This window comes from Paenibacillus sp. TAB_01 (assembly GCF_043945595.1).
GTDB lineage: Bacteria > Bacillota > Bacilli > Paenibacillales > NBRC-103111 > Paenibacillus_S.
The window spans coordinates 652028-675375 of sequence record NZ_JBIFNP010000001.1 but is presented as its reverse complement, the minus strand read 5'-3'; the positions used below and the strand labels follow the sequence as shown (position 1 = coordinate 675375).

The 23348-nt window shown below is 53.9% G+C and carries 21 protein-coding genes and 1 pseudogene; 5 read left to right on the top strand and 17 right to left on the bottom strand.

The annotated features are described in order from the left end of the window. Window positions 1–38 precede the first annotated feature (38 nt). The 10 genes from ACHHV8_RS03325 to ACHHV8_RS03280 all read right to left on the bottom strand — a co-directional run bounded on the left by ACHHV8_RS03325 (window position 39) and on the right by ACHHV8_RS03280 (window position 10987). The gene (locus ACHHV8_RS03325; protein ID WP_395156730.1) at window positions 39–2237 is read right to left on the bottom strand and encodes a DUF5054 domain-containing protein; all 2199 of its coding nucleotides are present in this window, start codon (window positions 2235–2237) and stop codon (window positions 39–41) included. Further along, a complete protein-coding gene (locus ACHHV8_RS03320; protein ID WP_395156728.1) occupies window positions 2218–2853 on the bottom strand; it encodes a glycoside hydrolase family 38 N-terminal domain-containing protein in 636 nt (211 codons plus the stop codon). The genes ACHHV8_RS03325 and ACHHV8_RS03320 overlap by 20 nt, the downstream gene beginning before the upstream one ends. A 99-nt stretch (window positions 2854–2952) precedes the next feature. Continuing rightward, window positions 2953–3744, bottom strand: coding sequence for an endonuclease/exonuclease/phosphatase family protein (locus ACHHV8_RS03315; RefSeq protein WP_395156726.1), 792 nt, complete (start codon window positions 3742–3744; stop codon window positions 2953–2955). 11 nt (window positions 3745–3755) lie between these two features. Next, window positions 3756–5081, bottom strand: coding sequence for a CehA/McbA family metallohydrolase (locus ACHHV8_RS03310; protein WP_395156724.1), 1326 nt, complete (start codon window positions 5079–5081; stop codon window positions 3756–3758). Between the two features lie 48 nt (window positions 5082–5129). After that, the gene (locus ACHHV8_RS03305; protein ID WP_395156722.1) at window positions 5130–5999 is read right to left on the bottom strand and encodes a carbohydrate ABC transporter permease; all 870 of its coding nucleotides are present in this window, start codon (window positions 5997–5999) and stop codon (window positions 5130–5132) included. Window positions 6000–6009: 10 nt separating this feature from the next. Next, entirely contained in the window at window positions 6010–6891 is an 882-nt protein-coding gene (locus ACHHV8_RS03300; RefSeq protein WP_395156720.1) for an ABC transporter permease subunit, read from the bottom strand. Between the two features lie 100 nt (window positions 6892–6991). Beyond that, window positions 6992–7315, bottom strand: coding sequence for a hypothetical protein (locus tag ACHHV8_RS03295; RefSeq protein WP_395156718.1), 324 nt, complete (start codon window positions 7313–7315; stop codon window positions 6992–6994). After that, the gene (locus tag ACHHV8_RS03290) at window positions 7296–8420 is read right to left on the bottom strand and encodes an extracellular solute-binding protein (RefSeq protein WP_395156716.1); all 1125 of its coding nucleotides are present in this window, start codon (window positions 8418–8420) and stop codon (window positions 7296–7298) included. Before ACHHV8_RS03290 ends, ACHHV8_RS03295 begins: the two co-directional genes overlap by 20 nt. A 172-nt stretch (window positions 8421–8592) precedes the next feature. After that, window positions 8593–9546 carry a LacI family DNA-binding transcriptional regulator gene (locus ACHHV8_RS03285; RefSeq protein ID WP_395156714.1) on the bottom strand — a complete coding sequence of 318 codons (954 nt, stop codon included), beginning with the start codon at window positions 9544–9546 and terminating at the stop codon, window positions 8593–8595. A 541-nt stretch (window positions 9547–10087) separates the two neighbouring features. Then, complete coding sequence (locus tag ACHHV8_RS03280) at window positions 10088–10987, bottom strand: SDR family oxidoreductase (RefSeq protein ID WP_395156712.1); 900 nt, start codon at window positions 10985–10987, stop codon at window positions 10088–10090. Between the two features lie 161 nt (window positions 10988–11148). On the opposite strand from ACHHV8_RS03280, the gene ACHHV8_RS03275 reads away from it, so the two are divergent. The 5 genes and pseudogenes from ACHHV8_RS03275 (at window position 11149) to ACHHV8_RS03255 (ending at window position 13763) form a co-directional block, all read left to right on the top strand. Beyond that, window positions 11149–11595 carry a MarR family winged helix-turn-helix transcriptional regulator gene (locus tag ACHHV8_RS03275; protein WP_395156710.1) on the top strand — a complete coding sequence of 149 codons (447 nt, stop codon included), beginning with the start codon at window positions 11149–11151 and terminating at the stop codon, window positions 11593–11595. 28 nt (window positions 11596–11623) lie between these two features. Beyond that, window positions 11624–11860 (top strand): annotated as a pseudogene (locus ACHHV8_RS03270) (MFS transporter); the annotation flags it as partial. A gap of 16 nt (window positions 11861–11876) precedes the next feature. Then, the gene (locus ACHHV8_RS03265) at window positions 11877–12920 is read left to right on the top strand and encodes an MFS transporter (protein WP_395156708.1); all 1044 of its coding nucleotides are present in this window, start codon (window positions 11877–11879) and stop codon (window positions 12918–12920) included. 39 nt (window positions 12921–12959) lie between these two features. Further along, window positions 12960–13313, top strand: a complete 354-nt coding sequence (locus tag ACHHV8_RS03260; RefSeq protein WP_395156706.1) for a hypothetical protein — start codon at window positions 12960–12962, stop codon at window positions 13311–13313. A gap of 120 nt (window positions 13314–13433) precedes the next feature. Further along, window positions 13434–13763: a hypothetical protein gene (locus ACHHV8_RS03255; RefSeq protein WP_395156704.1), complete on the top strand. Its 330-nt coding sequence runs from the start codon at window positions 13434–13436 to the stop codon at window positions 13761–13763. A gap of 130 nt (window positions 13764–13893) precedes the next feature. Here ACHHV8_RS03255 and ACHHV8_RS03250 read toward each other — a convergent pair whose 3' ends face one another. The 7 genes from ACHHV8_RS03250 to ACHHV8_RS03220 all read right to left on the bottom strand — a co-directional run bounded on the left by ACHHV8_RS03250 (window position 13894) and on the right by ACHHV8_RS03220 (window position 23316). Next, window positions 13894–15633 carry a hypothetical protein gene (locus ACHHV8_RS03250; RefSeq protein WP_395156702.1) on the bottom strand — a complete coding sequence of 580 codons (1740 nt, stop codon included), beginning with the start codon at window positions 15631–15633 and terminating at the stop codon, window positions 13894–13896. Between the two features lie 26 nt (window positions 15634–15659). Continuing rightward, window positions 15660–16955, bottom strand: coding sequence for an efflux RND transporter periplasmic adaptor subunit (locus tag ACHHV8_RS03245; RefSeq protein ID WP_395156699.1), 1296 nt, complete (start codon window positions 16953–16955; stop codon window positions 15660–15662). Between the two features lie 80 nt (window positions 16956–17035). Next, complete coding sequence (locus ACHHV8_RS03240; RefSeq protein ID WP_395156697.1) at window positions 17036–18142, bottom strand: efflux RND transporter permease subunit; 1107 nt, start codon at window positions 18140–18142, stop codon at window positions 17036–17038. After that, on the bottom strand, window positions 18078–20162 hold the full coding sequence (locus tag ACHHV8_RS03235) for an efflux RND transporter permease subunit (RefSeq protein WP_395156695.1): 2085 nt from the start codon (window positions 20160–20162) through the stop codon (window positions 18078–18080). Before ACHHV8_RS03235 ends, ACHHV8_RS03240 begins: the two co-directional genes overlap by 65 nt. Window positions 20163–20789: 627 nt before the next feature. Next, a complete protein-coding gene (locus tag ACHHV8_RS03230; protein ID WP_395156693.1) occupies window positions 20790–21278 on the bottom strand; it encodes a hypothetical protein in 489 nt (162 codons plus the stop codon). 39 nt (window positions 21279–21317) lie between these two features. Beyond that, window positions 21318–21578, bottom strand: coding sequence for a hypothetical protein (locus ACHHV8_RS03225; protein WP_395156691.1), 261 nt, complete (start codon window positions 21576–21578; stop codon window positions 21318–21320). Window positions 21579–21912: 334 nt separating this feature from the next. Further along, window positions 21913–23316, bottom strand: coding sequence for an NAD-dependent malic enzyme (locus ACHHV8_RS03220; protein WP_395156689.1), 1404 nt, complete (start codon window positions 23314–23316; stop codon window positions 21913–21915). Between the last annotated feature and the right edge of the window lie 32 nt (window positions 23317–23348).

Below are 23348 nucleotides of genomic sequence, written 5' to 3'. Positions count from 1 at the left end.
GTTATGACTGTTCTGTCACCTTACCTTACTTATGTCCGCTAGGTTAATATACGCAGCGTTTGCAGCTCGAACGGCCGGGTGCTAAGGCTAATGGCGCCTCCCGCTTCCCCTTCCCGAGCCGGCTGCAGGTGAACCGTCTCGATGTCCCGTTCCAGCAAATCAGTGGACCTGACTTCCCTGACTCTGGAGTCAAGCATCAGCTTGAGCTCACGGCTCTGACCCAAGCATTCCCGCAGCCGCAAAATGAAGCCCTGCCCGTCCTCGGCAGGCTTGAAGCAGGAGACGGCCATGCCGCTCAGCTCCTGCACAAGCAGCTCCACAGCAGCTTCACCAGCTGCCGCTTCCGCAGCCGGCTCCCCGGCTGCCGACGGAATCCCGATCGGCGGGGTCATCGTTTCGAGCGCGGTTTTCCAAACCTCGCCCTGCACCCAATCCCCCTCATGCGGGACAAGCCGGTAGCGGTAGCGGAGCTCGCCCCCGATCCACTGCGGAAAATTCGTTCCCCACCAATTGTTGAACAGATTGAAGTTGATCTCCGGACGGACCGGCTTGTAATCCGGCTCGAAATCCCACATGCCGTTCTTTCCAAGAAAGAACAGCGGCGAGTCCAGCGGAATGACCGCCATTCCGGCAAAGCCGTTCGTGATATCGACGAAATGCTCGCAGCAGTGGACCAGCGTGCTGGATGAAGGAACAAGATCCGTGCACGGATCGATAACCGTTCCCAGCTTATTGATGCGGAATTGCGGACGCTCCAGCTTCAACGGGAACAGGATATGGCCCGATTCCGCCTTCGGAGTCTCCTCCTTCCCAGTAAGCTTCCACTCCATATCGATATAACGGGAGGCTTCGGTCAGCGTCACCTGCCATTGAATCTCCCGGGCATTGCCGTAATCCTTCACCGATACGCCGGGAACCGCCGCCGTGCAGCGGATGCTTGCCGCCGCTCCGTCCCTTACCAGCTGCAAATCCGTTAACTGCGTGCTGTAAGATACACGCTGCTGCTCCTCCGGGTAGTTCGTCTTGCCAAAATCGTGCACGCCCCAATCGTAGAAGCGGTAGGCGTATTTTTTCAGATAGCGCGTAATTTCCTGGCTGGAATACACGTTGTACTCGTATTGGCCGAAGCCCGCGGACGCCTGCGGGTCGATCCACTCCTTGCGCAGCCTCTTATCCCACAGGCTGCTGATCCAGCCGGTGGACCGGCTTACCTTCACGATCAGATAACGGTTCTCGAGCACCGCACCCGTTTCGGTCATATACGCCTTAAGCCCGTCCGAATCCGAAGCCGCATCCAGCGCGCTGCCGCCCTCCATAGGCTGTCCTACAGCCGCAGGCGACGGCTTCTTGACATAGGCAAGCGTCTTGTACCCCAGCGCAGGCAGTCCCTTAACCTGTGCCGCAGCCCCGCTGCCGTCCGCTGCCAGGACCAGCGAAACCGGTTCTCCCGTCTGCAGGTCGACGAGCAGCTCGTCGGCCGCCGGGAGCTGTTCCGCCGTCAGCTGCGTCTCGGCGTCGCGCCGCCAGCCCAGCGCGTTGTATACGCGCAGCCGTCTCAGCTCACCAGAGGCCGATGCAGGTGCCGATGCAGGTGCCGATGGCGATATCGAGGCCGCTACCGCTACCGGTACCGCGACCATTGGCGATGCCGCTGTCGCTGCGGACATCGCCTCCACCGCTTGGCGCAGCGCGCTGTCCGCCTGGTCCAGATAGGCCTCCTGCTCCCGCCAGGAGGCCTCCATCAGCCGGTAGCGCTCGCTCTCCTTGTCACGGTGAAACGATGGCTTGTCGTACGTTCTCGGGAACAGGAACGTTTTGCAGTCAAGGCCCCACGTATGCTCGCCGAACAGCAGCGTCTGCTCGTAAGCCGCGTCGAGCTGCGCCTTCGCCGCAGCAGCCAGTCCGGCTGCAGCCGCAGCCGCTTCGCCGGAAGCGCCCTGCACGCCGGCGGCGAACTGCTTCACCGCCAGCGCGCTCTCCGCTGCGGCGATCCGGCCCCGCAGCTCCCGGACGCGGGACACCCCGCGCGGTGCGGTGCCGACCCCGTGAATCCACGAGTCGGCCATATCTCCGCGGATCACAGGCAGCTCCGGATTCCGCGACAGGAAATCCTCCGCGAAATCGCCCAGGCTGCCGATGTGCAGCTCGGCCGACAAACCGGCCTCCTCGATCGAGGCCTTCATTTCCTGAATCACCGAAGCATCGTGCGGACCATGATTATCGCTTGTCTGAATCATGGCAAGCCATACCCGATGCGTCCAGCCTTCCGGCGGCAAAATGCCCGTGCCGTAGGAGCCTTTGGAGTAAAAGGTAAGCAGCCGCTCGCCGTCCGGTTACTTCCCAGTAGAAGACGGGCGGGACGTCAGGCGGCGTCGTGGCCGGATTGCAGCCGAGGTGGAGAATGTCCACGCCCGCTTTTTTGAGCAGGGACGGCACGGCCCACGTATGCCCCGGCACATCGGTCATCTTCGCATCCTTCGGGTCGTAGCCGAACCGTTCGGTCAGTCCGCGGGACACGTACATGCCCCGGATCCATTCCTCCAGCCCGCAAAATTCGGTGTGCGTCGTATAGGGAAGCTTGTGCCAGATCAATTGGCGGTTATTCACCAGCTCCGCCGCTTTGTCCCGATCCCCAGGCTCGCTGCCCTCCAACGATTGGAGCAGCGGCCACGCCGACATGGTCCATACATACTTCTCAAGCTCTTCGTTGGCGGAGGTTTGATCGCAAATATCGATGACATCCTTCAGCATGCCGGTACGGTAGCGCTGAACCACCTCCGAAGCCAAGCCCGTAAAGCCGATATCAAAATGAGTTTTGAACACGACGTAAATTTTTTCCAGGGTTTCTCTCATTCTTCTATCTCCTTCTCTTATGCAAAAAGTGCGGGAAGCTGTAAACGAGAGCGAATGCTTCGTTTTGCCCCGCATCCCGCTCTCTCGTATTTGCTTTCACTATAGGCTCACCCGGCTTACAATCGGGTAATGATCGGACGGATAGCGTCCTCCGAAATGCCGGCGTTCAACCGCCGTGGACAGCACTTCAACGTCCGGCGATACGAAAATATAATCGATCGGCTCCCCATCGCTGCCGCCCTGGAAGCTGTGGGCCGTTAATCCGATGGCTCCGGGCAATGCCGCATAGGCGTCCTTCAGCCATGTTTGATGCCCTTCGAACGCCGTTTCTCCGCGCAGGAACCGGATCGGCAGATCGCCCGGCGTACTGTTGAAGTCGCCCAGCAGCACCACAGGCAGACCGAACTCTTCCTTGTGGGAAACGATCCGCTTCCAGATCACCTTGCTGCCGTGGTCCCTTGCAGCTTGAGCGTAGTGATCGAGATGGGTGTTATAAACGAGAAAGGCTTTCCCTGTCTCGTGATGGATGAAGTGCGCCCAGGTGCATACTCTCGGGAACATGCTGTCCCAGCTCTTGGACGCAGCTTCCTCCGGCGTTTCCGACAGCCAGAACTGTCCGTGATCCCTTAGCTCCAGCTCGTGCTCCTTGTAAAATATCGCGCAATGCTCGTTCTCGTGACCGCCGAAGCGTCCTTGCCCTATCCAAGTATAGCCATCCAACTGCTCATCAAGCGCGGTCAGCATAGCCAGGTAGCCCTCCTGTGTGCCGACGACAAGCGGGCTGTGCTCACGTATCGTCTCCGCCACGTTGTCGACCCGGTGCGGCCATGCGTCCGCCCCGTCGTTCGGGTTATCATATCTTAAATTAAATGTCATCACGGTACATTTCATATCCCATTCCCTTACCTTTCCATGTAGATCGGATTCGTCAATGCCGCCAGAAGCTCGGTACCGGTCTCGGTGAAATGCCGCCAAACCTCAACACGGTAAAACCGTGCCTCAGCCTGGGCATCCAAATCCAGTCGCAGGCCCTCTTCCTGCCAATCTCCTGCGCCAGGCTCTCCGCAGCGCACTTCCTTCACCAATCCGCTGTCATGGATCCAGCGAATCCGGTCTCCGGGCTGCAGGCCCTCCGCCGCAAGCTTCAGCCCGCCTCCCGCTTTTCCGGCAGGAACGGCGTCTCCCGTCCGGTAGGCTCCTTCCCCGCAGCTCAGCTCCAGGAACGGCCCTTCCGGCGCGCAGCTGATGCTGACATGGCCCCGGCCGATCCCGTCAAGGATGCCTTGCGCCGTCTTGCACTCGGCGTACACCCAGGTGCATGGCATCGCGTGCTTCACGAACGGGTCGGGACGGTGCGTATCGCTGCCTCCGATCGCCACCAGCCTGCGTCCGCCTGCCAGCTGCTCCTGCCACCAGGCCAGTGTCCGCTCATTGCGGGCCGACCACGGCCCGTTCCACACCTCGACCCAGTCGTGATCGACGGCAAAATCCCACTCCCACGGGCAGAAATCGCAGTGAGGGTGGTTGAGCACGATTTTCGCGCCCCGCTCCCTCGCCGTCTGCAGCCGTTCGTTCACGTCCTGCTGGCCGCTTACCCGAAAATCATCCAGCGGATCGGTAACGCCAAGGAAATTGCTGTGCCCGAAATTGGTTGTAAATTCCATACCCGGAATCATCACGACCTTCGTATTGCGGGGATAGGCCAGGTTCTGGCTGACCGCATTATGGTCCGTCATCGCGATGAAATCGCAGCCGAGCTCTTCCATGATGGCTGCATTCTCCTCCAGCGTAAAGGTGCCGTCGCTGTGGACGCTGTGCGTATGCAGATCGCCCTTGAGCCAGCGCCCGCCCAGAAAGCGGAATTCGACGGTAACCGTCACCTCGCAGCCCTCCTGCGGCACCTTATAAGCATTGTGAAGCACCGCCCACTTGCCGGGGGTCAGCTCGCCGGGGATATAGCCCGGCGTCGCTTTTTCCCGTCCGATCCGGAATTCCGTGCGCGCGCCGCCGCTCCAGCCTCTAACCCGGCGTGTGTCTCTGACGCCCAAATCAATGACCGCTTTAGGCTCGCCGAACGATTCCACGCGGTAAGTGACATGCACCTCCTCCACCTGGTCGGGCATATCAAAGGGAACCTCGATATAGCTGCTCTGCTCCTCATGCGTAATGCGCCGTGTATAAACGGCCGTCGATGTGCTGGATGTACGTTCGTTCATCGTCTTTTCCATTCCTTTCCGTTCTCCTCGCGGATTCATATGAACTGAATTGACGTCAGGCTACTCCTTGTTGGCGCCGACCATAATGCCTTTGACGAAATATTTTTGCACATAAGGATAAATGATAATTAAAGGAATAAGCGCAATGACAATACCCGCCATCCGAACGTTCGTCGTAATGACGAAGTTGCTCGAGGTCGAATCGGTGTCGATAATAAGCGATTTCAGCGCGATTTGCAGCGTGTACTTCGCATGATCGTTAATATAGAGCAGCGCCGGAGTAAACTGGTTCCAACGGCTGACGAACTCGAACAGCGACACGGTGGCCAAGCCTGCGCTCGCAAGCGGCAAATACATCGTGACGAAAATCCGAAAATCGCCGGCACCGTCGATGCGCGCCGATTCGCCCATTTCCGAAGGAACGGTCATAAAGAAATTACGCATAAGCAATATGCTGAATCCGGAGACGAGGCCGGATAGAATAAGCGACGTCAAAGTGTTTAACAATCCGAGCTCCTTATTGACCACATACAGCGGGATCATGATCGCTTCGCCCGGAATCGTCATCGTCAGCAGAATGAGGGATACCATCCACTTTTTGCCCGGCAGGCCCTGCTGTACAAGCACATACCCCGCCATGGAGCAGAGAAGCACATGACCGACGGTACCTACTACGGTAACGATAATGTTATTGACGAAAGGAATATACAGCTGCATCCGGTTCCACACGGTGGAAAAACCCTCGATGCTGAATTCTTTTGGAAAAAGTACAATGCCCGGCTGCATCGAAGCAAAGTTCGTCGAAAATGCCAATGCGAATGTGTTCAAGAATGGGATGACCATGGTGGCCACCGTAATTAACAGCAGTAAAATGTTCAATGTATCGAACGAGCGGCTTGCCCATCCGGTATGCGGATTGTTCGATTTCATACGGTCGTTCTCACCCCTCGTCATAACGAATGATGGCTCTGGTAATAAACGTGATGAGCAGCGTAGCCACAATAACTAAAAATCCGGCGGCCGTAGCCACGCCGATCTTGAATTCCATAATCCCCTTCTGATACGTGTACATCATCAGCACGTCCACCGATTTGGCGATGGCGCCGTTGCGCATGACGAAAATTTGGTCGAACATGCGCAGAATGCCGAGCACGTTCAGCATCACAACCACCTTCATCGTGGTGACGAGCGACGGTAGCGTAACGAACCTCACCAGCTGCCAGCGGTTTGCGCCGTCGATGCGCGCCGCTTCATACAGCGCCGGGTTGATCGATACGATGGCGGCCAAATACAAGATGCACGTGAAGCCCATTTCCTTCCATACGGAGGTTAAAATCATCACCCACCGCGCGTAGCTTTCGCTCGACATGAATGCAATCGGCTTATCCGAGCCGAGCAGCTTCAAGAGCTGGTTGACGATTCCCGTATCGGGAGAAAGCATCATAATCCACATGCCGCCTACGACGACCCAGGAAAACAAGTGGGGCAAATAGACGACCATTTGGGTTACTTTCTTGAACCAGGTCGAGAATACTTCATTCAACGATAACGCTAACAAAATAGGCATGATAAAGCCGATAATCAGCGTGCCTCCGCCCAGCAGCAGCGTGTTCTCCAGCACATGCCAGAAGGAGCTGTCCTTCAGCACCGTGCCGTAATTCTGAAACCCGATAAACGGCCTGTTGCCGATAAGCCGGAAATCCTGAAAGCTGATCGTCAAGCCGCGCACAAGCGGATAATAAGAAAATATGGCAAAATAGGCCATGATAGGAATCATCATGAGATAAAGCGATCTAAACTTCCATACGGCTTTCAATTTCATCCACCACCTTGCCTGCAATAGGATAAGTGCGGGAGATACGATTTACGCTAAATATGTGTACAGCCGTATCTCCCCGTATCTCCCGCTTGAATCTTTTCGTCTAGTCGATCAGCTTGTTCGCTTTCAGCTGCTCACGCATTTTCTTCACGGCATCGGCAGCCGGCATATCGCCTTGAATCGCTTTAAAGGTATATTCGTTGATGATTTTCTCGGCATCCGCCCATTTCGGCGGTGTCAGCTCCAGGGAACCGTATTTGATCACGAGATCCTGCGCTTCCTTCACGCCAGGCAGCAAGCCGAACGGATTTTGGAACTTTTTGTTGTACCAGAACGGTACGCCGTGGTCCATGGCATGCTCCTGACCGGTTTTGGTCAGCTCATATTTGCCGCCGTTCTCGGTATAGTCATTGTCCTTGATGCCCATGCTGCCCAGAACGATCCCGTCTTTGGAATGCCACCATTCGATGAATTCGAAGGCTGTTTTCGGATGCTCGGCATTTACCGGAATAACCCATACGTCCGGATCGCCGCGACGCAGCATGTAATTGCCGTTCGGAGCCTACGACGCCGGGAAGTCCCTTCGCTTCAAACGCCGTATTCGCATCCTGCTGCTTTCTCGTATTGTTCAGCATGCCGACCCAGGCATCCCAATAAGTGATCATCCCTACGCGGTCGGTCAGGAACAGGTTGCGCATTTTGCCGGTGTCGTTGGTGGCAAAGTTCGGGTCGAGAATGCCTTCCTTGTACAGCTTGTTCAGCCATTCGTATACCGGAATCGCCGCGTCCGTCGAATACGGCACATCGAGCTTGCCGTCCTTCTCTACGTAACGCTGTTTCAAGCCCGCTGCGCTGAAGAAGCCTTGCAGCTCGTAAGTACCGGCCGTGCTGAGGCCGTAGGTGTCCTTTTTGCCGTTGCCGTCCGGATCCTGCTCAGTGAAGGCCTTCAATACCTTGTAGTAATCGTCCAGCGTCTTCGGCTCGGGCAGATTCAGCTTTTTCAGCCAGTCATTGCGCACGATCGGCATCGTACCGCCTTGGAATTTGGTGAAGACGCCATAAATTTTGCCGTCCTTCGTCTTCACCTGATCCCATTCCTGCGGAGGCAGTACGTCGGGATCCTGCAGCACCTTGGATGCTTTCACCTGATCCGTCAGCGGGGAAATGACCCCCTGCTCGATAAACAGGTTCATCTTCTCCTTGCTGATTTGCAGCAGGTCGAATTTTTCGCCGGAGGCAATGGCCGCCAGCAGCTTCTGATCGTAGTCGGAAGCCGGCTTGTCCAGCTTTGCCTTGATGCCGGTTAAGCGCTCAATCTCCTTTTCAAAAAGCGTGTTTTCTTCCGGCGTCTTCCCGCCGATGACTCCAGACATGATTTTGAGCGTGCGCTCTTCCTTCTTCTCCTGCCCTTTGGAAGCATCGGACGTATTGGTGGGGGCAGACGCGGAATTGCCGCTGTCGGAGCAGCCGGCTGCGACGCCGCACACCAGAATCAAGGCCATCATCGTACTGACTACATTTGCTTTTCTCATCGATTGTACCCTCCCGGATTTACGAAATCTTAATAAAGCGCTTTCAAAATACGTTCTTGTCCCTTGCCGACAAAGCACTAGGTTCATTCAAGCAAAATGAGGAGCCTCTCTCGAAGCGGTCCCCATCTTGTTCGCTTTCGCCCTGCAGACCTCCTGCGCTGCGGATTGCCGTCTATCTCAGCTGCCTGCAGGAATCTCTGTACACCAGCTCCGCCTGCACGATATGGTGGCGTACGACGGAGGGATCCTTCATTTTCTCAATCAGCAGCTGCGCAGCCTCGGCTCCCAGCTTCTCGGCGGACAGCTCCACCGAAGTCAGCTTCGGCACCATTTCTTGCGCAAGCTTCGTATCATTGCTCAAGGCAATGACGGACAGCTCGCCGGGAATGTCGATGTTCAGCTCCCTCGCGGCCCTGAACACGCCCAGCGCTACACGGTCGGTATCGGTGATCACTGCTGTGTAGCTGAGCCTGCGGAACGTGTTCCGAATGGACATATACCCGTATTCGGCCGGGCTTGCGTGGAGCTTGCGGGAATAGTTGATCACATACTCCTTGTGCAGCTGCAAACCATGGCGCTCAAACGCTTCCGCCAAGCCGCTCTCCCTGTCATAAGCCACCGTCATATCGGACGATGCGTTCAGGAAAAGAACGGAGGTATGCCCGCTGCGGAGCAAATAATCGCCGACCTCGTACGAGAGATGCGTGTTGTTGTTGTCCACATAGCTGACCGCCATATCGGGCGGGTCCGGACGGCCGACAAGCACCAGCGGAATTCCCATCTGCTCGTATCTTGCAATACGGGCGTCATGCTTACGCGGATTAAACATAATCATACCGTCCACCGGATCAGTCGAAAACTGGTTCGGATCGTCATGCTCGGGCAGTGTATCCAGCAGCACCCGGTATCCATGACTTGAGCATTCCTTAATAACCCCGTTGATCATCTGAATCTCAAACTGCGACATGACGCCGTCCTTCGCAATCGGCATCTTCAATCCGGCAATCATCGTCTTCCGGATCGCCAAGCTTCTGGCAATGTGATTCGGGTAGTATCCCAGCTCTTTGGCCACCTCGAGCACCCGCTCGGTTACTTCCTTGCTGATCGGTCTCTTTTTACTGAACACGCTGGACACGGTCCCTTAGAAACCCCGGCGAGCTTGGCAACATCATCAATGGTAGCCATAGCGCCTCCCCCCTTTCTTCCCCAAACGGTAATCATTAAACCGCTTTAATTAAACCGGTTTAATTCCTTATGTTGCCTATTATACATAGGGTCGTTTAGGGATACAACAGGTTTTTGTAAACTAGATATTAATTTTTGGTAAAACGCTTAACCTTACATGGGACCTGCCCTTCGTTTCGAGCTTATTCGCTAAAATTTGACGAATTTCGAGCTAATCCCGACTTTTCTACTCTTATTACAGCCAAGGATGATGTCGATCTGCCGGCTTTAAAAAGGACCTCTTGGTTGAGAGGCAGCTTCGCAGCTTCCCCACCCAGCGAAGCTTCCGGCCGTCACTCTATTAACTCATCGTAGCCCCTTCTCACTGCCCGAAGGCTGCTTTGGGATAGAGCTTCTCCCTTCTCAAAGCAGCTGGGGAGTGAAAGAGGACATACCGTTTGTTGTCGGATTATACCGGCCGCGGCGCTTGCGCGCCGGTCGCTTTACGTTTCCGTAATCGATCCCCCATTGACGTGCAGCACCTGTCCCGAAACAAAGCCCGAATCGTCGGAGGCGAGGTAAATATACGTCGGCGCCAGCTCGAACGGCTGCCCGGCTCTTTTCATCGGGGTGTCCAGGCCGAATGTTTTGACGTATTCCGCATCGTAGCTCGACACGATCAGCGGCGTCCAGATCGGCCCCGGCGCTACCGCATTCACGCGAATGCCCCGCTCTGACAGCTGCAGCGACAAAGACCGGGTGAAGGACACGATGGCTCCCTTCGTCGATGAGTAATCCACGAGCAGCTTGCTTCCCTGATAAGCGGTAATCGAGGCCGTGCTGATGATGGAGCTTCCCGGCTGAAGATAAGGCAGCGCCGCCTTCGTCAGATAGAACATCGGATAAATGTTCGTGCGGAATGTATCGTCCAGCTGCTCCGCCGTAATATCCATAATGCTCTTCTGCGGAAATTGAACGCCTTGATTCATAACCAGCACGTTCAGCTGTCCGAACGTTTGCAGCGTCCGCTGTACGACCTCCGCGGCAAAAGCCTCCTGGCGCAAATCTCCGCAGATCAGCAGGCACCTGCGGCCGTAATATTCAACCGCCCGCTTCGTTTCTTCCGCATCCTGCTGCTCATACAGGTACACGATGGCGACGTCCGCACCTTCCTTGGCAAAGCCTACCGTCGCCGCCCGGCCGATACCGCTGTCGCCTCCGGTCACGATCGCCACCTTATTGAGCAGCTTGCCGCTGCCCTTATAGGCCGGATTATCGAATATCGGCCGCGGCGTCATCAAATATTCCAGACCGGGCTGGCGGTCCTGATGCTGCGGCGGAAACGAAATGGGCTGCTGCTCGCACTTCATTTCATGGCTGTAATACGGGTAAACGGGATACATCCTTTTCCCTCCTTTATGCTTACTGACTAGATCAGGATATTCGCCCATAGCCCAAAGGTTCCGGAAAGAAAAAACGCGCAAAAATACTAGTTGCAATCGCAACTATACCGCCATACAATATAGTAGCATTTGCAACTAATTTCTGAATGGAGGCCTGCAGCATGCTTGACCGGCAATACACGATTCCCCGCTGGGTATCGCTTCTGTACCGCTACGGGCAGATGTATATCGGGGACCGGCTGAATGATTCCGATATCGGCAAAGGCCAATACATATTTCTCAATGCCCTCTACAAGCAGGACGGCCTTAGTCAGGAAGCGCTGTCTCATGAATTGAAGATCGACAAAGGCACCACCGCCAAGGCTTTGAAAAAGCTGGAGGAGCAAGGCTACGTCCTGCGTAAAATCCGTGACGAGGATAAGCGCTCCTACCGTATTTTTTTGACAGACAAGGCGCTTCGGATCAAGGAGGAGGTACGCCAGGTGCTGATTGACTGGAGGCATATTTTATCCGACGGATTGACCGAGCAGGAGCAGTATGCCGCATTGGAGCTGCTTGAAAAAATGGGCCGCAATGCGGCAGCTTATTTTGAAGGGAACAGCAAGTAAAGAAAGACGTATAAAAGACGTCTCATAAATGAAGGAAAGCAGGGGCGAAATAACGATGTCGTTCATTTTAAACACCGGGGAGCGGTTGGTGCAAAAGCATTTTCATGCGCTCACCCACCGCAATTACCGCTATTTTTGGTTCGGTCAATGCGTTTCCTTGATCGGCACCTGGATGCAGAACATCGGCCAATCCTGGCTGGTGCTGACGCTGACGGGCTCGCCTTTTTTACTTGGGCTGATCTCGGCTATGCAGTTTTTACCGATTACGTGCTTCTCCCTATTTGCAGGGGCAGCTTGTCGACAAGTTTCCGAAGCGGAATATTTTATTGGTTACCCAGAGCATCTCCATGTGTTTGGCGCTGACCCTCTCCGTTCTCGTATTTACGGACACCGTCAAGTACGGCTATGTGATGACGATCGCCTTTTTGCTCGGCTTGACCAATACGTTCGATATGCCGACCCGGCAGTCGTTCAATATTGAAATTGTCGGCAAGGAAGATTTGATGAATGCGATCGCTCTCAACTCGACTACCTTTAATTTGGCCCGGATTATCGGTCCGGCTATCGGCGCGACCATGATGGCGCTGCTCGGCCCGGCATGGTGCTTCCTGCTGAACGGCCTCAGCTTTATTGCCGTCATTTACGGCCTGCTGCGCATTCAGACGACGCCGTACGTGAGACAAAAGAAGAAAAACGTAGGCATCTTCAAAGAAATCAAGGAAGGCTTCGTATATATATCCAGAGACAAGCGGCTGTCCCAAACCATCCTGCTGGTCACCGTCGTCGGCACGATGGCTTACAACTTTAACATTCTCATCCCGGTATTTACCAGGGACGTGCTGCACCTGAAGGAGCAGACGTACGGTGTGCTCATGTCATGCCTTGGCGTCGGGTCGCTCATCGGCGCGCTGACGATGTCCTTGCGGAGCAAGACAGGCCCTAAAATGGCCGTCAGCATCACCTGCTCCCTGCTGCTTTCCGTTGTGCTCATCCTTAACGGGCTGGCTACATCGCCTTATGTTACGGGAGTGCTGCTTGCGATCAACGGACTCTGCAATATTTTATTTGCCACCACCTGCAACTCCACCCTGCAAATGTATTCGAAGGATGAGTACCGTTCCCGGGTCATGAGCATCTACTCCCTTGTCTTTGCCGGCTCCACTCCGGTGGGCAGCTTATTCACAGGCTCCATCGCCAACCATTTTGGCGCAAACGGCGCTTTTATCGCCTGCGGCTTGATGTGCCTCATTCCTTGTTCGGTTATCATTTTGCTGTATCGCCGAAAACCGGATTCATCGCCTGATGCGGCGGGTAATCAGACCTAACTGCTGTGCCGACCATCCGCTTAAGGGAGAGTGAGAGCGATGCAACAGATGCCGAAGGAAAAAATATATGAATTTTTACTGGATCTGCGGGTTCGCAAGGATGAGCTGGAGCAGATCAGAGCCCAGCATGAAAATACGCATGAATATAACTACTTGAACGGACAGCTGGATGAAATCATCCGTATTTTGGATAACAGCGGCTCTTTTTTCGAAGTCGACAGCCGTGAAATCGACCGGCTGTACCAAACGCAGCAGTCGTACCTGCTTGGCCTGAAGGACCGGGAAGGACAGCGGTACGAGAGCCAGGTCCAGGCCTTCAGCCCCGAGCATGCCGAGCACAAAGCCGAGCGCGAATTTCCTGCCTACCGGCTGACCGGAGTGAGAAAGCTGTGAACGCACACTGTACAAGCCGTGCGCTTTAGGCTATCTTGGTATAGGATAATGGTACAAGCTCCGGACGGAGCCGAACCTTCGTTCACAACCTATACCGCTAATCAAAGGATGGATCGCAACATGGCAGCCAAACCGATGGAACCGGCCCAAGCAGCCCGCCTGCTGGAGCAATGGATCCAATTTTACGACATGAACGACAAAAAAGCATGGGATGCCGAGGATTATCCCTATGTCAAAAGCGTCTGCGACGCTATGAAGCTTGCCGCTCAAGCGCTTCGCGGCAAGGCTCCTTCCAATCCCGGTGCAGCCAAGAAGGCTGCAGCCCTGCTGGAAGAATGCCCGGAGGAGTTCGAGATCGACGAGCCGGAAGCCTGGGAGCCGGAAAATCGCGCCTTTGTCCGCGACGCTCTCGAAGCGATCCGTTTTGCGGCAGCATTCATGAAAAAGTAAAAAAAAGCTCCGGCCTGGAGCTTTTTTTCGTTCGGTCGCCCGCCGATGGAAACCGCTCGGCATGGTATTTAAAGAAAAAGGATTGCCCCCTCTGTCAGGGATGCAATCCTTTTTTTGTGCGGCTATGAGCTTAGCCTTGCTGGAACGTTTTGAGCAAACGTTTCGCTTCGCCGTTCGGCGTTTGAACAACCTCGTACATGTTAACTGTGATTGGATAGTTAAACTGATCGGATTTCACGTTGCTGGCATCAATCGTCTGCTTGCCGCTGATCAGTTTATTCGAGCCTGTGAAAGACGCGTCTGTCGAACCAAGGATACGGCCTTGGGAGTCGACGATTTCAAATCTCAGCTTGGAGAAGTTCGCATCGACAACTACGTTTTCTTTTTGCTTGATATCCATATCGACATTCAATTTATAGGTATAAGTAATCGGGTTACCTACCATTGTCGTATAGCTTACGTTATAATCGTTCATCTTAACGTCATAAGGGTACAGGCTGAATGTATCGGCCTTCGGATCTTCGTTCTGAGCTGCCGTTTGCAGTGCCGCAATCGTTGTTGTATACGGAGCTGCCGCTTTGGCATCCAGCACCTTCACAGCCAGGTTCTCGCCGTTCTCGGTCTGAGGCAGGTTAAAGGAATAGCTCACAACGTAGCTCAAGCCTGGATCCAGGGTTGGCGATACGTTCGTTTGACGCGTACCGGAATACGTGACTCCGTTACCGCCGGTCAATTGCGTTTGGAAGTCCGGCATCGGAACCGGCACATCGCTTGTGTTCGTCAATCTGAATTTGGCAACGGCCGTTTTATAACCGGATTCCGGATTCTCATGCAGGTGCAGCTCAACGATGGAAACCTGCGTTTTGGCGTCGATCACTTTGGTCAACGGGTCAAAAGCGATCGGCGTGCCGATCAGGTAGGACGTCGTAGGAAGCGCGTCCGTCTGCTTGCCTTCAGGAGCCGTAATCGTCAGCTTGCCGCTGGAAACAACGGTAGGCTGAGCAACCGTACCTGCAGGAACGCTAGGCACGAAGTTATCGGTCGTAGCTACCAGCAGATTTTTAATTGTGGCGCCTGTTTCAACAGGGATCGTAAAATGAAGGTACTGCTTTTCTCCTGGCTCCAAAGCCGTTGCGTCCGTTTGGGCGCGTTTGCCTTCATACAATTTTTGGTCCGCAATCGCATCGACAACGAAGCCCGGGATCGTTTCACGGCCATAGCCTGGATTCTCAGCCAGCAAGGTAACCACCTTGACCGGTCCTTCTTGAGCTGTTTGCTCCGACATGCTGACCGGCGTATACGTAATGCTGGAATTCACGCCGGGAATCGTAAAGGCTTGCCCCCAAGCGAGCGAATCGCTTTGTACGCCGAAGTTGCCACCTGTTTTGTACCATACTTGCGAGGACACAGGAATGTTCAACAGATAGGTTTCTTTCTTCGGATACGTGTACAGATCCACATCTACGAACGAAAGCTGGTCCACTTTCAATTGATCCTTGCTGTCGATCACGACCATATAGATCAGCTCGCTGACTTCTCTCGGCTGAAGCGATGTTTTGTTGCCTGCGCTTGGTTTCAGCGTATATTCTAGGCCGTCTGTCGTATGCAGGCGAAGCTCGTGCTCAGGCACACGGTTTTGCTCCGTGCCACCGTTATACAAACGTACGACTGCGGAGAGCTGAAGCCCCTGAGCCGTCGTTTCGACGGAGATGCTCTTCACTGCTGCGCGGATATCCTGTGTCAGGCCGTAGTTCGACGTAGGAACGGATACGACTGCCGGAGCATCCGCTGCGAATACGGGAAGCCCTCCCTGAATCATTAGCGAGCCAAGCAAAACCGCTGTAAAACCTTTTTTCCATGATTTGTTCATGATGAGTTCACTCTCCCTAATATATATTATTTCGTTTGGGTATTTGTCGTTTTAGTCGGTGCCGCTGCCTGGCCGTTATCTACCTTCTGGCCATCCTTCAGTTGATTTTGTCCGGTCACGACCAACTGATCGCCTTCTTTCAAGCCATCCAGTACCTCTTGGTACTGTCCGTTAATGCGTCCCAGCTTCACAGCCCGCTTCTGGTATTGATCACCTTGCTGAACGAATACATAAGTGCTGGAATCTTCGCGGATAATACTTAAAGTTGGAATCGCAACAACGGATTGCTCGTTTTCTGTAGTTAACTGTATCATAACACGAGACCCGGGCTCAATGGTATGTTCAGGGTTGGGCACATCCAGCTCGACCGTATACGTCTTGGTTTGCGCGCTCATAATCGGCGCCATGTAACTGATCTTACCCGTTCCCTTTTTGTCCGGCGTATCCGGATTGTAGAAGACGAGCTCTTGCTTGTTTTTGACGAGCTGGTAATTCGCTTCGCTCAGCTCCGTCTTGATTTTGACCGGATCGATCTGTTGAACCTGACCGACCTTGCTGGCGGATACGGTCTGTCCCGGCACCAGGGTGAAATCCGTCAAAATCCCGCTGGCAGGCGCCTTCACACTGTAGTTGTCCAAGGCGCGGATCGAATCCTCCAAGGCTAACGATGCCGACTTCATCTGGTTCTCCGCTGCAATAATGGAATTGTTGCTGTCATTAACCGCCAGTTTGTTCTGTGCCGACTCCAGAGCCATTTGTGCGGTATCCACCTGCTGCTTCGCAAGATCTACCTGATGTTGATTAGACGTTCCAGCATCGAAATCGTTGCGCGTTTTGTTATAATCATTTTGCGCATTGGTCAGAGCGATTTTGGCTTTTTCTACGGCATCCGCCAAATCCTTGCGGTTATTGACCTGATCGTCCTTCGCCTTCTGGTAAGAATCCTGCGAGCTTTTGAGCGACAGCTCGTTCTTTTGGCGGGCCGATTCCGCATCCTTGCTGTCCACCCGGAACAGCACCTCGCCTTTCTCTACGAAATCGCCGCGATTCTTCAAGACGTCGACCACCTCGCCGTTTACCTTCGGCACGACATCGATAACATTGACGGCCGTCACTTCGCCTACCTGCTCGGTCGGACTGCCGATATTCTGCTTCGCTACCGCTTCGGTCTTAACAGGCCGGATCTGAATATCCGCCTGTACGTTCTTGGGCCCACCCATCGAACAGCCCGAGGCTACCATTGCGGCCAAAGTCAACACAGCCAGCGTGCGATATGTTTGGTTCATCTTCTTCTTCCTGCTCCTCGCCATTAACAAATTCATCTCTCCTGCCTCCTCACTGCTTGCAGTAACCTGATCCAAAAAAGTACGTTTTTCGCCCGCTGCGAGCTTCATTCGGAATGCTACATATCCAGCGCGCCGGTGTCAGGCTCCGCCGGTTTGTTTTTATTTCGGTTAAATAATCGGGAGATCCGGTTCTTGATGCCTTCCAGCATCTCATAAACAATCGGAACGACAACCAGGGTCAAGATCGTGGAAGTCACGAGTCCCCCGATAACGACAATACCAAGGCCTTTACCGATCAGGCCGCCTTCACCGGAAAGCCCGAGGGCAAGCGGCATCAGCGCCATAATCGTAGCTCCCGCCGTCATGATGATCGGACGGAAACGAACCTTGCCCGCTTCCAGCAGGGCATGCCGTACCGTATATCCCTCTTCGCGAAGCTGCTGCGCACGGTCGATCAGTACGATTGCGTTGGTTACTACAATCCCGATCAGCATCATAAAGCCGATCATGGAGGTGACGCTCAGAGGCTCTCGAATAACGACAAGCCCGATCAAGCCGCCGATAGCTGCCAGAGGCAGCGAGAACAGAATCGCGAACGGCGCCGAAGCATTTCCGAAAGCAAGCACCATGATAAGGTACACGACCGCAACCGCCACGGCCATCGCCACAAACAATTGCGAGAAGCTTTCATTGATGTCTTCCGATACGCCTTTAACCTCGCGTGTAACCCCATCCGGCAGTTCAACTTGCGCCAGGGCCATGGAAACCTTCTGGCTGACGTGGCTTTTGTCGTCTACGCTGATTTTTGCACTCACGCTGACGACCTGCTTTTGGCTGTCTCGCGCCAGCGATACCGGAGCTTTCACTTCGCTGATTTTGGCTACCTGCTTCAAGAATACCGTTGTGCCCGAAGTCGTGGTGAACGGAATATTCCCCAGCTTTTCAAGCGAATCCTTGTCAGAGGTATTCATCGAGATGGTAGTCGTATACGTCAGGTTATCAAATTTCAAATCGCCAAGCGACTGCTTCTGAATCCAGGCGCGGGCAGTATCGCGAACCGTGGAGGCGTTCAGCCCGTAGGCACGCGCCTTGCTTTGATCGACCTCGATCTCCACCTCGGTCTTGCCATCGCTCAAGTTATCCTCAATTTCGCTCAGCTCAGGGAACTCCTGCATCTTCTGCTTGATCTTCGTAGCAGCGATCTCCAGCTGATCCTGGTCCATCACCCTTCAGGGAATATTGGAAGTCGGCCGAAGCCAGCCCCGTTCCGCCCCCAAGCGACCTTGGCTCCACTTCCGAGCCTTGAGGCAGTTCGGAGAGCATGAACTCCTTAACCTGCTCCTTCACTTTATCGGCGTCAACCTTGTCGTTGACTTCCACATAAATTTGCGCGGCATACGGTGTCTGCTGATCATCGTCGCCGTTATAACCGACCAGAGCTTCGACGAAATTGAACACTTTGGTTCCGTCGCTGTCCTTCGTATCTGAGAGCAGCTGCTCCAACTCCTTGGACTTCTGGTCCATCGCATCAAAGGACGTTTCATAAGGCAGCTTCAGCTGAAAATACATCGTTTTGGACGGCTTGCTCTCCGGAATAAACGAAACCTTCAGGAAAGGAATCGTAGAAGCCAGGGTGCCGACAAAAAGCAGCGCCGCCAGCAGCAGTGTCTTGATCCGATGGTGCAAGCACCACTGCAGCACTTTTTCATAGATGGCCATAAAGCGGCCCGGCTTCTCATGCTCATGAGAAACGTGCGGTTTGATGCTGTTGCCGCGAAGCACGAGCAATTTGGCCAGCATCGGAATGACGGTCAAGGCCACCAGCAAGGAGGACAGAAGCGCCACGGCCAGTGTGATGGCAAAAGGCCGGAACAGCTCGCCGACAACCCCTGTAACCATCCCCATCGGAGCAAATACGCTCACGGTAGCCAGCGTAGAAGAAGTAATCGCGGACGATACCTGCTTCGTAGCAAGCAGAATGACGGATTCGTTCCTCTTCTGCGCCTTCTCAAGAGAGGCGTATATATTTTCTATTACCACAATGGCATCGTCGACGACGCGTCCGATTGCGATAAACATACCGCCGAGCGTCATCGTATTGAGCGAGAGATCCAGCTGCCACATCAGCAGCAGAGTAATCAGAATCGACAGCGGTATCGATACGAGAACGATGATTGTCATGCGCATATTGCGCAGGAAGATGAGAATCATAAGAGAAGCCAGTATGGCCCCTACGATACCTTCGCGAAGCATGCCGTTAATGGATTCTTTGATCTGATCCGCGCTGTCGTAAGTGCTTTTGAATACGACATTCGGCATCGTCGTTTTCCATTCGTCAAGCTGTTTCTTGATCGCGTCGGAAAATTCAACCGCATTGGCGCTGCCCGCCTTATACATAATCATACCAATTGCAGGCTTGCCGTCCAAGCGGCCGTTAAAGTCGGACTCGGTAATCGATTTGACTTTGGCTACCTGAGACAGTGTAATGACGCCGTTCTGGCTCGTCGTAATTTCGAGCTGTTCGAGCTCGTAAAGACTCTTGATGTCGCCCTTTACCCGGGCCATCTTCTCATTGCCGCTCAGCTTCACACTGCCGATCGGACTCTTGGTGACGGCTGCGCTGATCACGTTGGTCACCTGGGACGGAGTCAGGCCGTATACGTTCAATGCACCGGCGTCAAGCTCGATATCCAAGCTGGCATCCCGGGCGCCGACGACGTCCATATGGTCGATGCCTTTAATCCCTTCCAAATGAGGCTCGATCGTATCGCTGTACAGCTTATCGAGCTCGGTTTGGCTCATGCCGTTCTCGGCATAAGCGACCAAATAGTTCGTAGCGAACGAGGATGCGCCGAACGTGGACACCTTAGGCTGTGCAGCCGTTGCAGGCAGCTTCACGTCCTGAAGCAGGCTCTCGATATCCTGCTTTTTCTTATCCGTATCCTTCACGCTTTGCTTAAATTGAAGAATGATCGTCGAGAAGTTATCGCTTGACGTCGACGTCATCGTATCCAAATCCTCGACGTTCCCCAGCTTCTCCTCCAGCGGATCGGTAATTTCATCCATGACATCCTTCGGAGCCCCCGTATACTGCGTGGTTACTACCACGACGGGAAACGAAATGTCAGGCATATTTTCCACTTTAAGCTTGTTGGCCGCATACAGCCCGCTGCCGAACAAGAGAAGAATAATAATGAACAAAGCGGAAACATTTTTCATGGAAAACTTGGTAAAACGGTCCATTTCTACACTCCCCTCAATCCAAAAAACTTGTCACGCGCTTGTTTATTTCTGTACATCGTTCATCTTATCCGACGAATATGAACTGAATATGTACGGAAGCCGCGCAATTTTGTCCAAATGGTGCCAGACCCCGGCTAGTCATCACCTTGATTGGGATTATAGCCGATCATTCTAAAGCCGGCTTAAACAAAAACGAAAGTTTTTCTTAAGGAGACCGCTGAAAAAACAAGCGTAGAGTACGGAATCGTTCGGTAGGAGCGAAAGCGTTCGCCTCAGCGATCGAAAGAAGGTTCCGGACTCGCAGTGATGACTTTTTCAGCGGCCTCTTCTTTTCTTAAGAAAGCTCATTTTTAAAAAACCATGCCTAACCTATGACGTCTATCGGAGCAAACGTCCCTTCAAATTTAAGAGCGGCATTCATAAAAAAATCGAAAAGCGTCGGTTTTTGTCCATTTTACGGGAAACGGATCGATGGGCCGACGCTTAAAGCTTGCGATTAAAAAGGAGCGGCAGGAACTGCCTAAATACAAAACAGGTCAGCCGGAAACCGGCTGACCTGAATGATATATAGACCGAAGTCTCTATGCATAATCCGAGAGGGAGTATATCTTCAAGCTGGAATCAAGCTTAGGATCTAACAAGTGTGTAGATCAGATCGTTGGTGCCGATCAGGCTGAAGCTTTGGATCTCAAAGCCGTCTTCGATCAGACAATCGATGGCAGCCGCAGCACGATTGGGCAGTGCCGGATCAGGCTGCAGAAGCGCCAGACAATCAAACGGAATGACGCCGGAATGATCCTCTGAAACAATGGCATAGGTGGCGCTGTCAAAGCGCAGATTAACTACACCTGATGGACCCATAGGTGCGGGGATGCCTGAATCGCCGCTTCCATTTGGTTTGAATTTCAATTCTTCCCCGTTGGCCAATTCAATTTCGACTTCTTTCACTTTATCCCAGTCAATATTGCTAAGCCATCTCGTAATTCGTTCCAATGCTATGATGCCGCTCAAGCCATCCAGTTTGTATTTTTTCTTTTTTCCATTCCGGAACTTAATTTCAATTTCCTCAACGTCGAGACCGCTGATTGCTTCTAGGATTCTCTCAAAGATACTCAAGGCTATTCGCTCCTTTCCTCTGGGATACAGCCCCTCTTCTTAACGTCCGGATTTGACCAGCGTGTAAACCAGGTCGTCTGTACCAACTTGGTTGAAGGCTACAACGCGAAAACCGTCTGAAGTCAAGCAGTCGATTGCTTCGGCTGCACGGCCCGGAAGGGCTGCATTAGGAACCAATAAGGCAAGGCACGCCGACGGAATGTCTCCGGAATGGTTCTCCGAGACAATGGCGTAGTCACCGCCGTCAAAACGAAGAATCACAACTCCTGTGCTGCCGCTATAGTGCTTTTTGTCAGCCATCAGATCCTCTTCCTTTCTTCACCTTGGATTAGACTAACCCGTTACCTTATCTATGAACTGAGAGCTAACAGATTGTCTATAGTAATATATGATCCGTATATAGCTTCGTCATGGATATATCTACCATCCCATTGCCCCATTTTTCATAAGGTCATAGCGGCTTTACAAGAAAGCTGTCTCTACTATAAATGAAGAGAAAGGAGAATAACCCTTTATCTCGAATCTATGTCTCGCGGGAGCCTGCACTTGTATAGAATGCTATAGAAAAGCCCGGCCAGTGCTATACTGGCCGGGCTGCGATGCGAACGGCAGGTCCCGTTCACGGTGAACCGGATTATCGGAAATCCGGCGGAATTCTGCGGGCTGTTCCGGTCAGAATAGCCGCTTCGATTACAGCCCTTCTCACCTTGGCAACCACCTGCTCGTTAAATATGCTTGGAATAATGTACTGCTCATTCAGTTCCTTCTCCGAGACGACCGACGCGATAGCGCGGGCCGCCGCAAGCTTCATCGGCTCGTTAATCCGGCGGGCCCGGCAGTCGAGAGCGCCGCGGAACAATCCCGGGAATACCAGCACGTTGTTAATCTGGTTCGGGTAGTCGCTGCGGCCTGTCGCAAATACGCGGACGTGGGGCAGAGCCTCCTCCGGATCAATCTCCGGCTTCGGATTCGCCATCGCGAACACGATATTGTCCGCCGCCATGCCCCGCATATCCTCGGCGTCCAGCAGACCGCCCCGCGATACGCCGATAAACACGTCGGCTCCGCGCAGCACCTCCCGCAGGGTTCCCGCAGTCCACTCTACCTGGGGCTGCTCCGCAAGCCACTGCCACATCGGGTGAGCATAGCGCTCTCCGCGCACAATGGCTCCTTCCCGATCCACGGGAACGAGACGCTTCACGCCGGCGGCAAGAAGCATTTTGCAGATCGATACGCCTGCAGCGCCGACTCCGTTGACGACGACGCAGATTTCGTCCATCTGCTTGCCGACAACCTTCAGCGCGTTCAGCAAGCCCGCAATTACGACGACAGCCGTTCCGTGCTGATCATCATGAAAAATCGGAATATCAAGCTCCTCGCTCAGCCGCGTCTCGATCTCGAAGCAGCGGGGCGAGCTGATATCCTCCAAATTAATGCCTCCGAAGATCGGACTCACCGCTTTAATCGTGCGGATGATTTCCTCCGTATCTTGTGTAGCGAGGCACAGCGGGAATGCGTCTACATCCGCAAGCTGCTTGAACAGCATCGCTTTGCCTTCCATAACCGGAGCCGCGGCTGCGGGTCCGATGTCTCCCAAGCCGAGCACGGCGGTTCCGTCGGTCACTACCGCAACCGTGTTTCTTTTGATCGTCAGCGAATACGCTTTTTGCGGATTTTCGGAAATAGCCGCGCATACGCGCGCTACGCCCGGCGTGTACACCTTGGACAGATCATCCCGGTTCTTTATCGGCATGGTAGGCTGAATCGAGATTTTTCCGCCCAAATGGGCCAAAAAGGTGCTGTCGGATGTATTAATGACACGGATGCCGTCCAGCTGCCGGAGCGCTTCAACGACTCCATTCTCGCTGGTATCCGCCGCACTGACCGTAATATCTCGGATCGAATTCTCCTGCCCGGCCCGAATGACGTCAATGGAGGTAATATCGCCCCCCGCTTGACTGATGGCGAAGGCCACATCCCCAAAATTCACCTTCGCATGGTCCAGCTCCAGCCTTACGATTACACTGTTATATGCCAATGCCTGTTCTCCTTTACCCCTTCGATTTAAGT

Coding starts and splice junctions, on each gene's coding strand:
- ACHHV8_RS03325 (WP_395156730.1), bottom strand. CDS start 2,237: ATGATTCAGACAAGCGATAATCATGGTCCGCACGATGCTTCGGTGATT.
- ACHHV8_RS03320 (WP_395156728.1), bottom strand. CDS start 2,853: ATGAGAGAAACCCTGGAAAAAATTTACGTCGTGTTCAAAACTCATTTT.
- ACHHV8_RS03315 (WP_395156726.1), bottom strand. CDS start 3,744: ATGAAATGTACCGTGATGACATTTAATTTAAGATATGATAACCCGAAC.
- ACHHV8_RS03310 (WP_395156724.1), bottom strand. CDS start 5,081: ATGGAAAAGACGATGAACGAACGTACATCCAGCACATCGACGGCCGTT.
- ACHHV8_RS03305 (WP_395156722.1), bottom strand. CDS start 5,999: ATGAAATCGAACAATCCGCATACCGGATGGGCAAGCCGCTCGTTCGAT.
- ACHHV8_RS03300 (WP_395156720.1), bottom strand. CDS start 6,891: ATGAAATTGAAAGCCGTATGGAAGTTTAGATCGCTTTATCTCATGATG.
- ACHHV8_RS03295 (WP_395156718.1), bottom strand. CDS start 7,315: ATGGGCATCAAGGACAATGACTATACCGAGAACGGCGGCAAATATGAG.
- ACHHV8_RS03290 (WP_395156716.1), bottom strand. CDS start 8,420: ATGAGAAAAGCAAATGTAGTCAGTACGATGATGGCCTTGATTCTGGTG.
- ACHHV8_RS03280 (WP_395156712.1), bottom strand. CDS start 10,987: ATGTATCCCGTTTACCCGTATTACAGCCATGAAATGAAGTGCGAGCAG.
- ACHHV8_RS03275 (WP_395156710.1), top strand. CDS start 11,149: ATGCTTGACCGGCAATACACGATTCCCCGCTGGGTATCGCTTCTGTAC.
- ACHHV8_RS03260 (WP_395156706.1), top strand. CDS start 12,960: ATGCAACAGATGCCGAAGGAAAAAATATATGAATTTTTACTGGATCTG.
- ACHHV8_RS03255 (WP_395156704.1), top strand. CDS start 13,434: ATGGCAGCCAAACCGATGGAACCGGCCCAAGCAGCCCGCCTGCTGGAG.
- ACHHV8_RS03250 (WP_395156702.1), bottom strand. CDS start 15,633: ATGAACAAATCATGGAAAAAAGGTTTTACAGCGGTTTTGCTTGGCTCG.
- ACHHV8_RS03245 (WP_395156699.1), bottom strand. CDS start 16,955: ATGAATTTGTTAATGGCGAGGAGCAGGAAGAAGAAGATGAACCAAACA.
- ACHHV8_RS03240 (WP_395156697.1), bottom strand. CDS start 18,142: ATGGACCAGGATCAGCTGGAGATCGCTGCTACGAAGATCAAGCAGAAG.
- ACHHV8_RS03235 (WP_395156695.1), bottom strand. CDS start 20,162: ATGGACCGTTTTACCAAGTTTTCCATGAAAAATGTTTCCGCTTTGTTC.
- ACHHV8_RS03225 (WP_395156691.1), bottom strand. CDS start 21,578: ATGGCTGACAAAAAGCACTATAGCGGCAGCACAGGAGTTGTGATTCTT.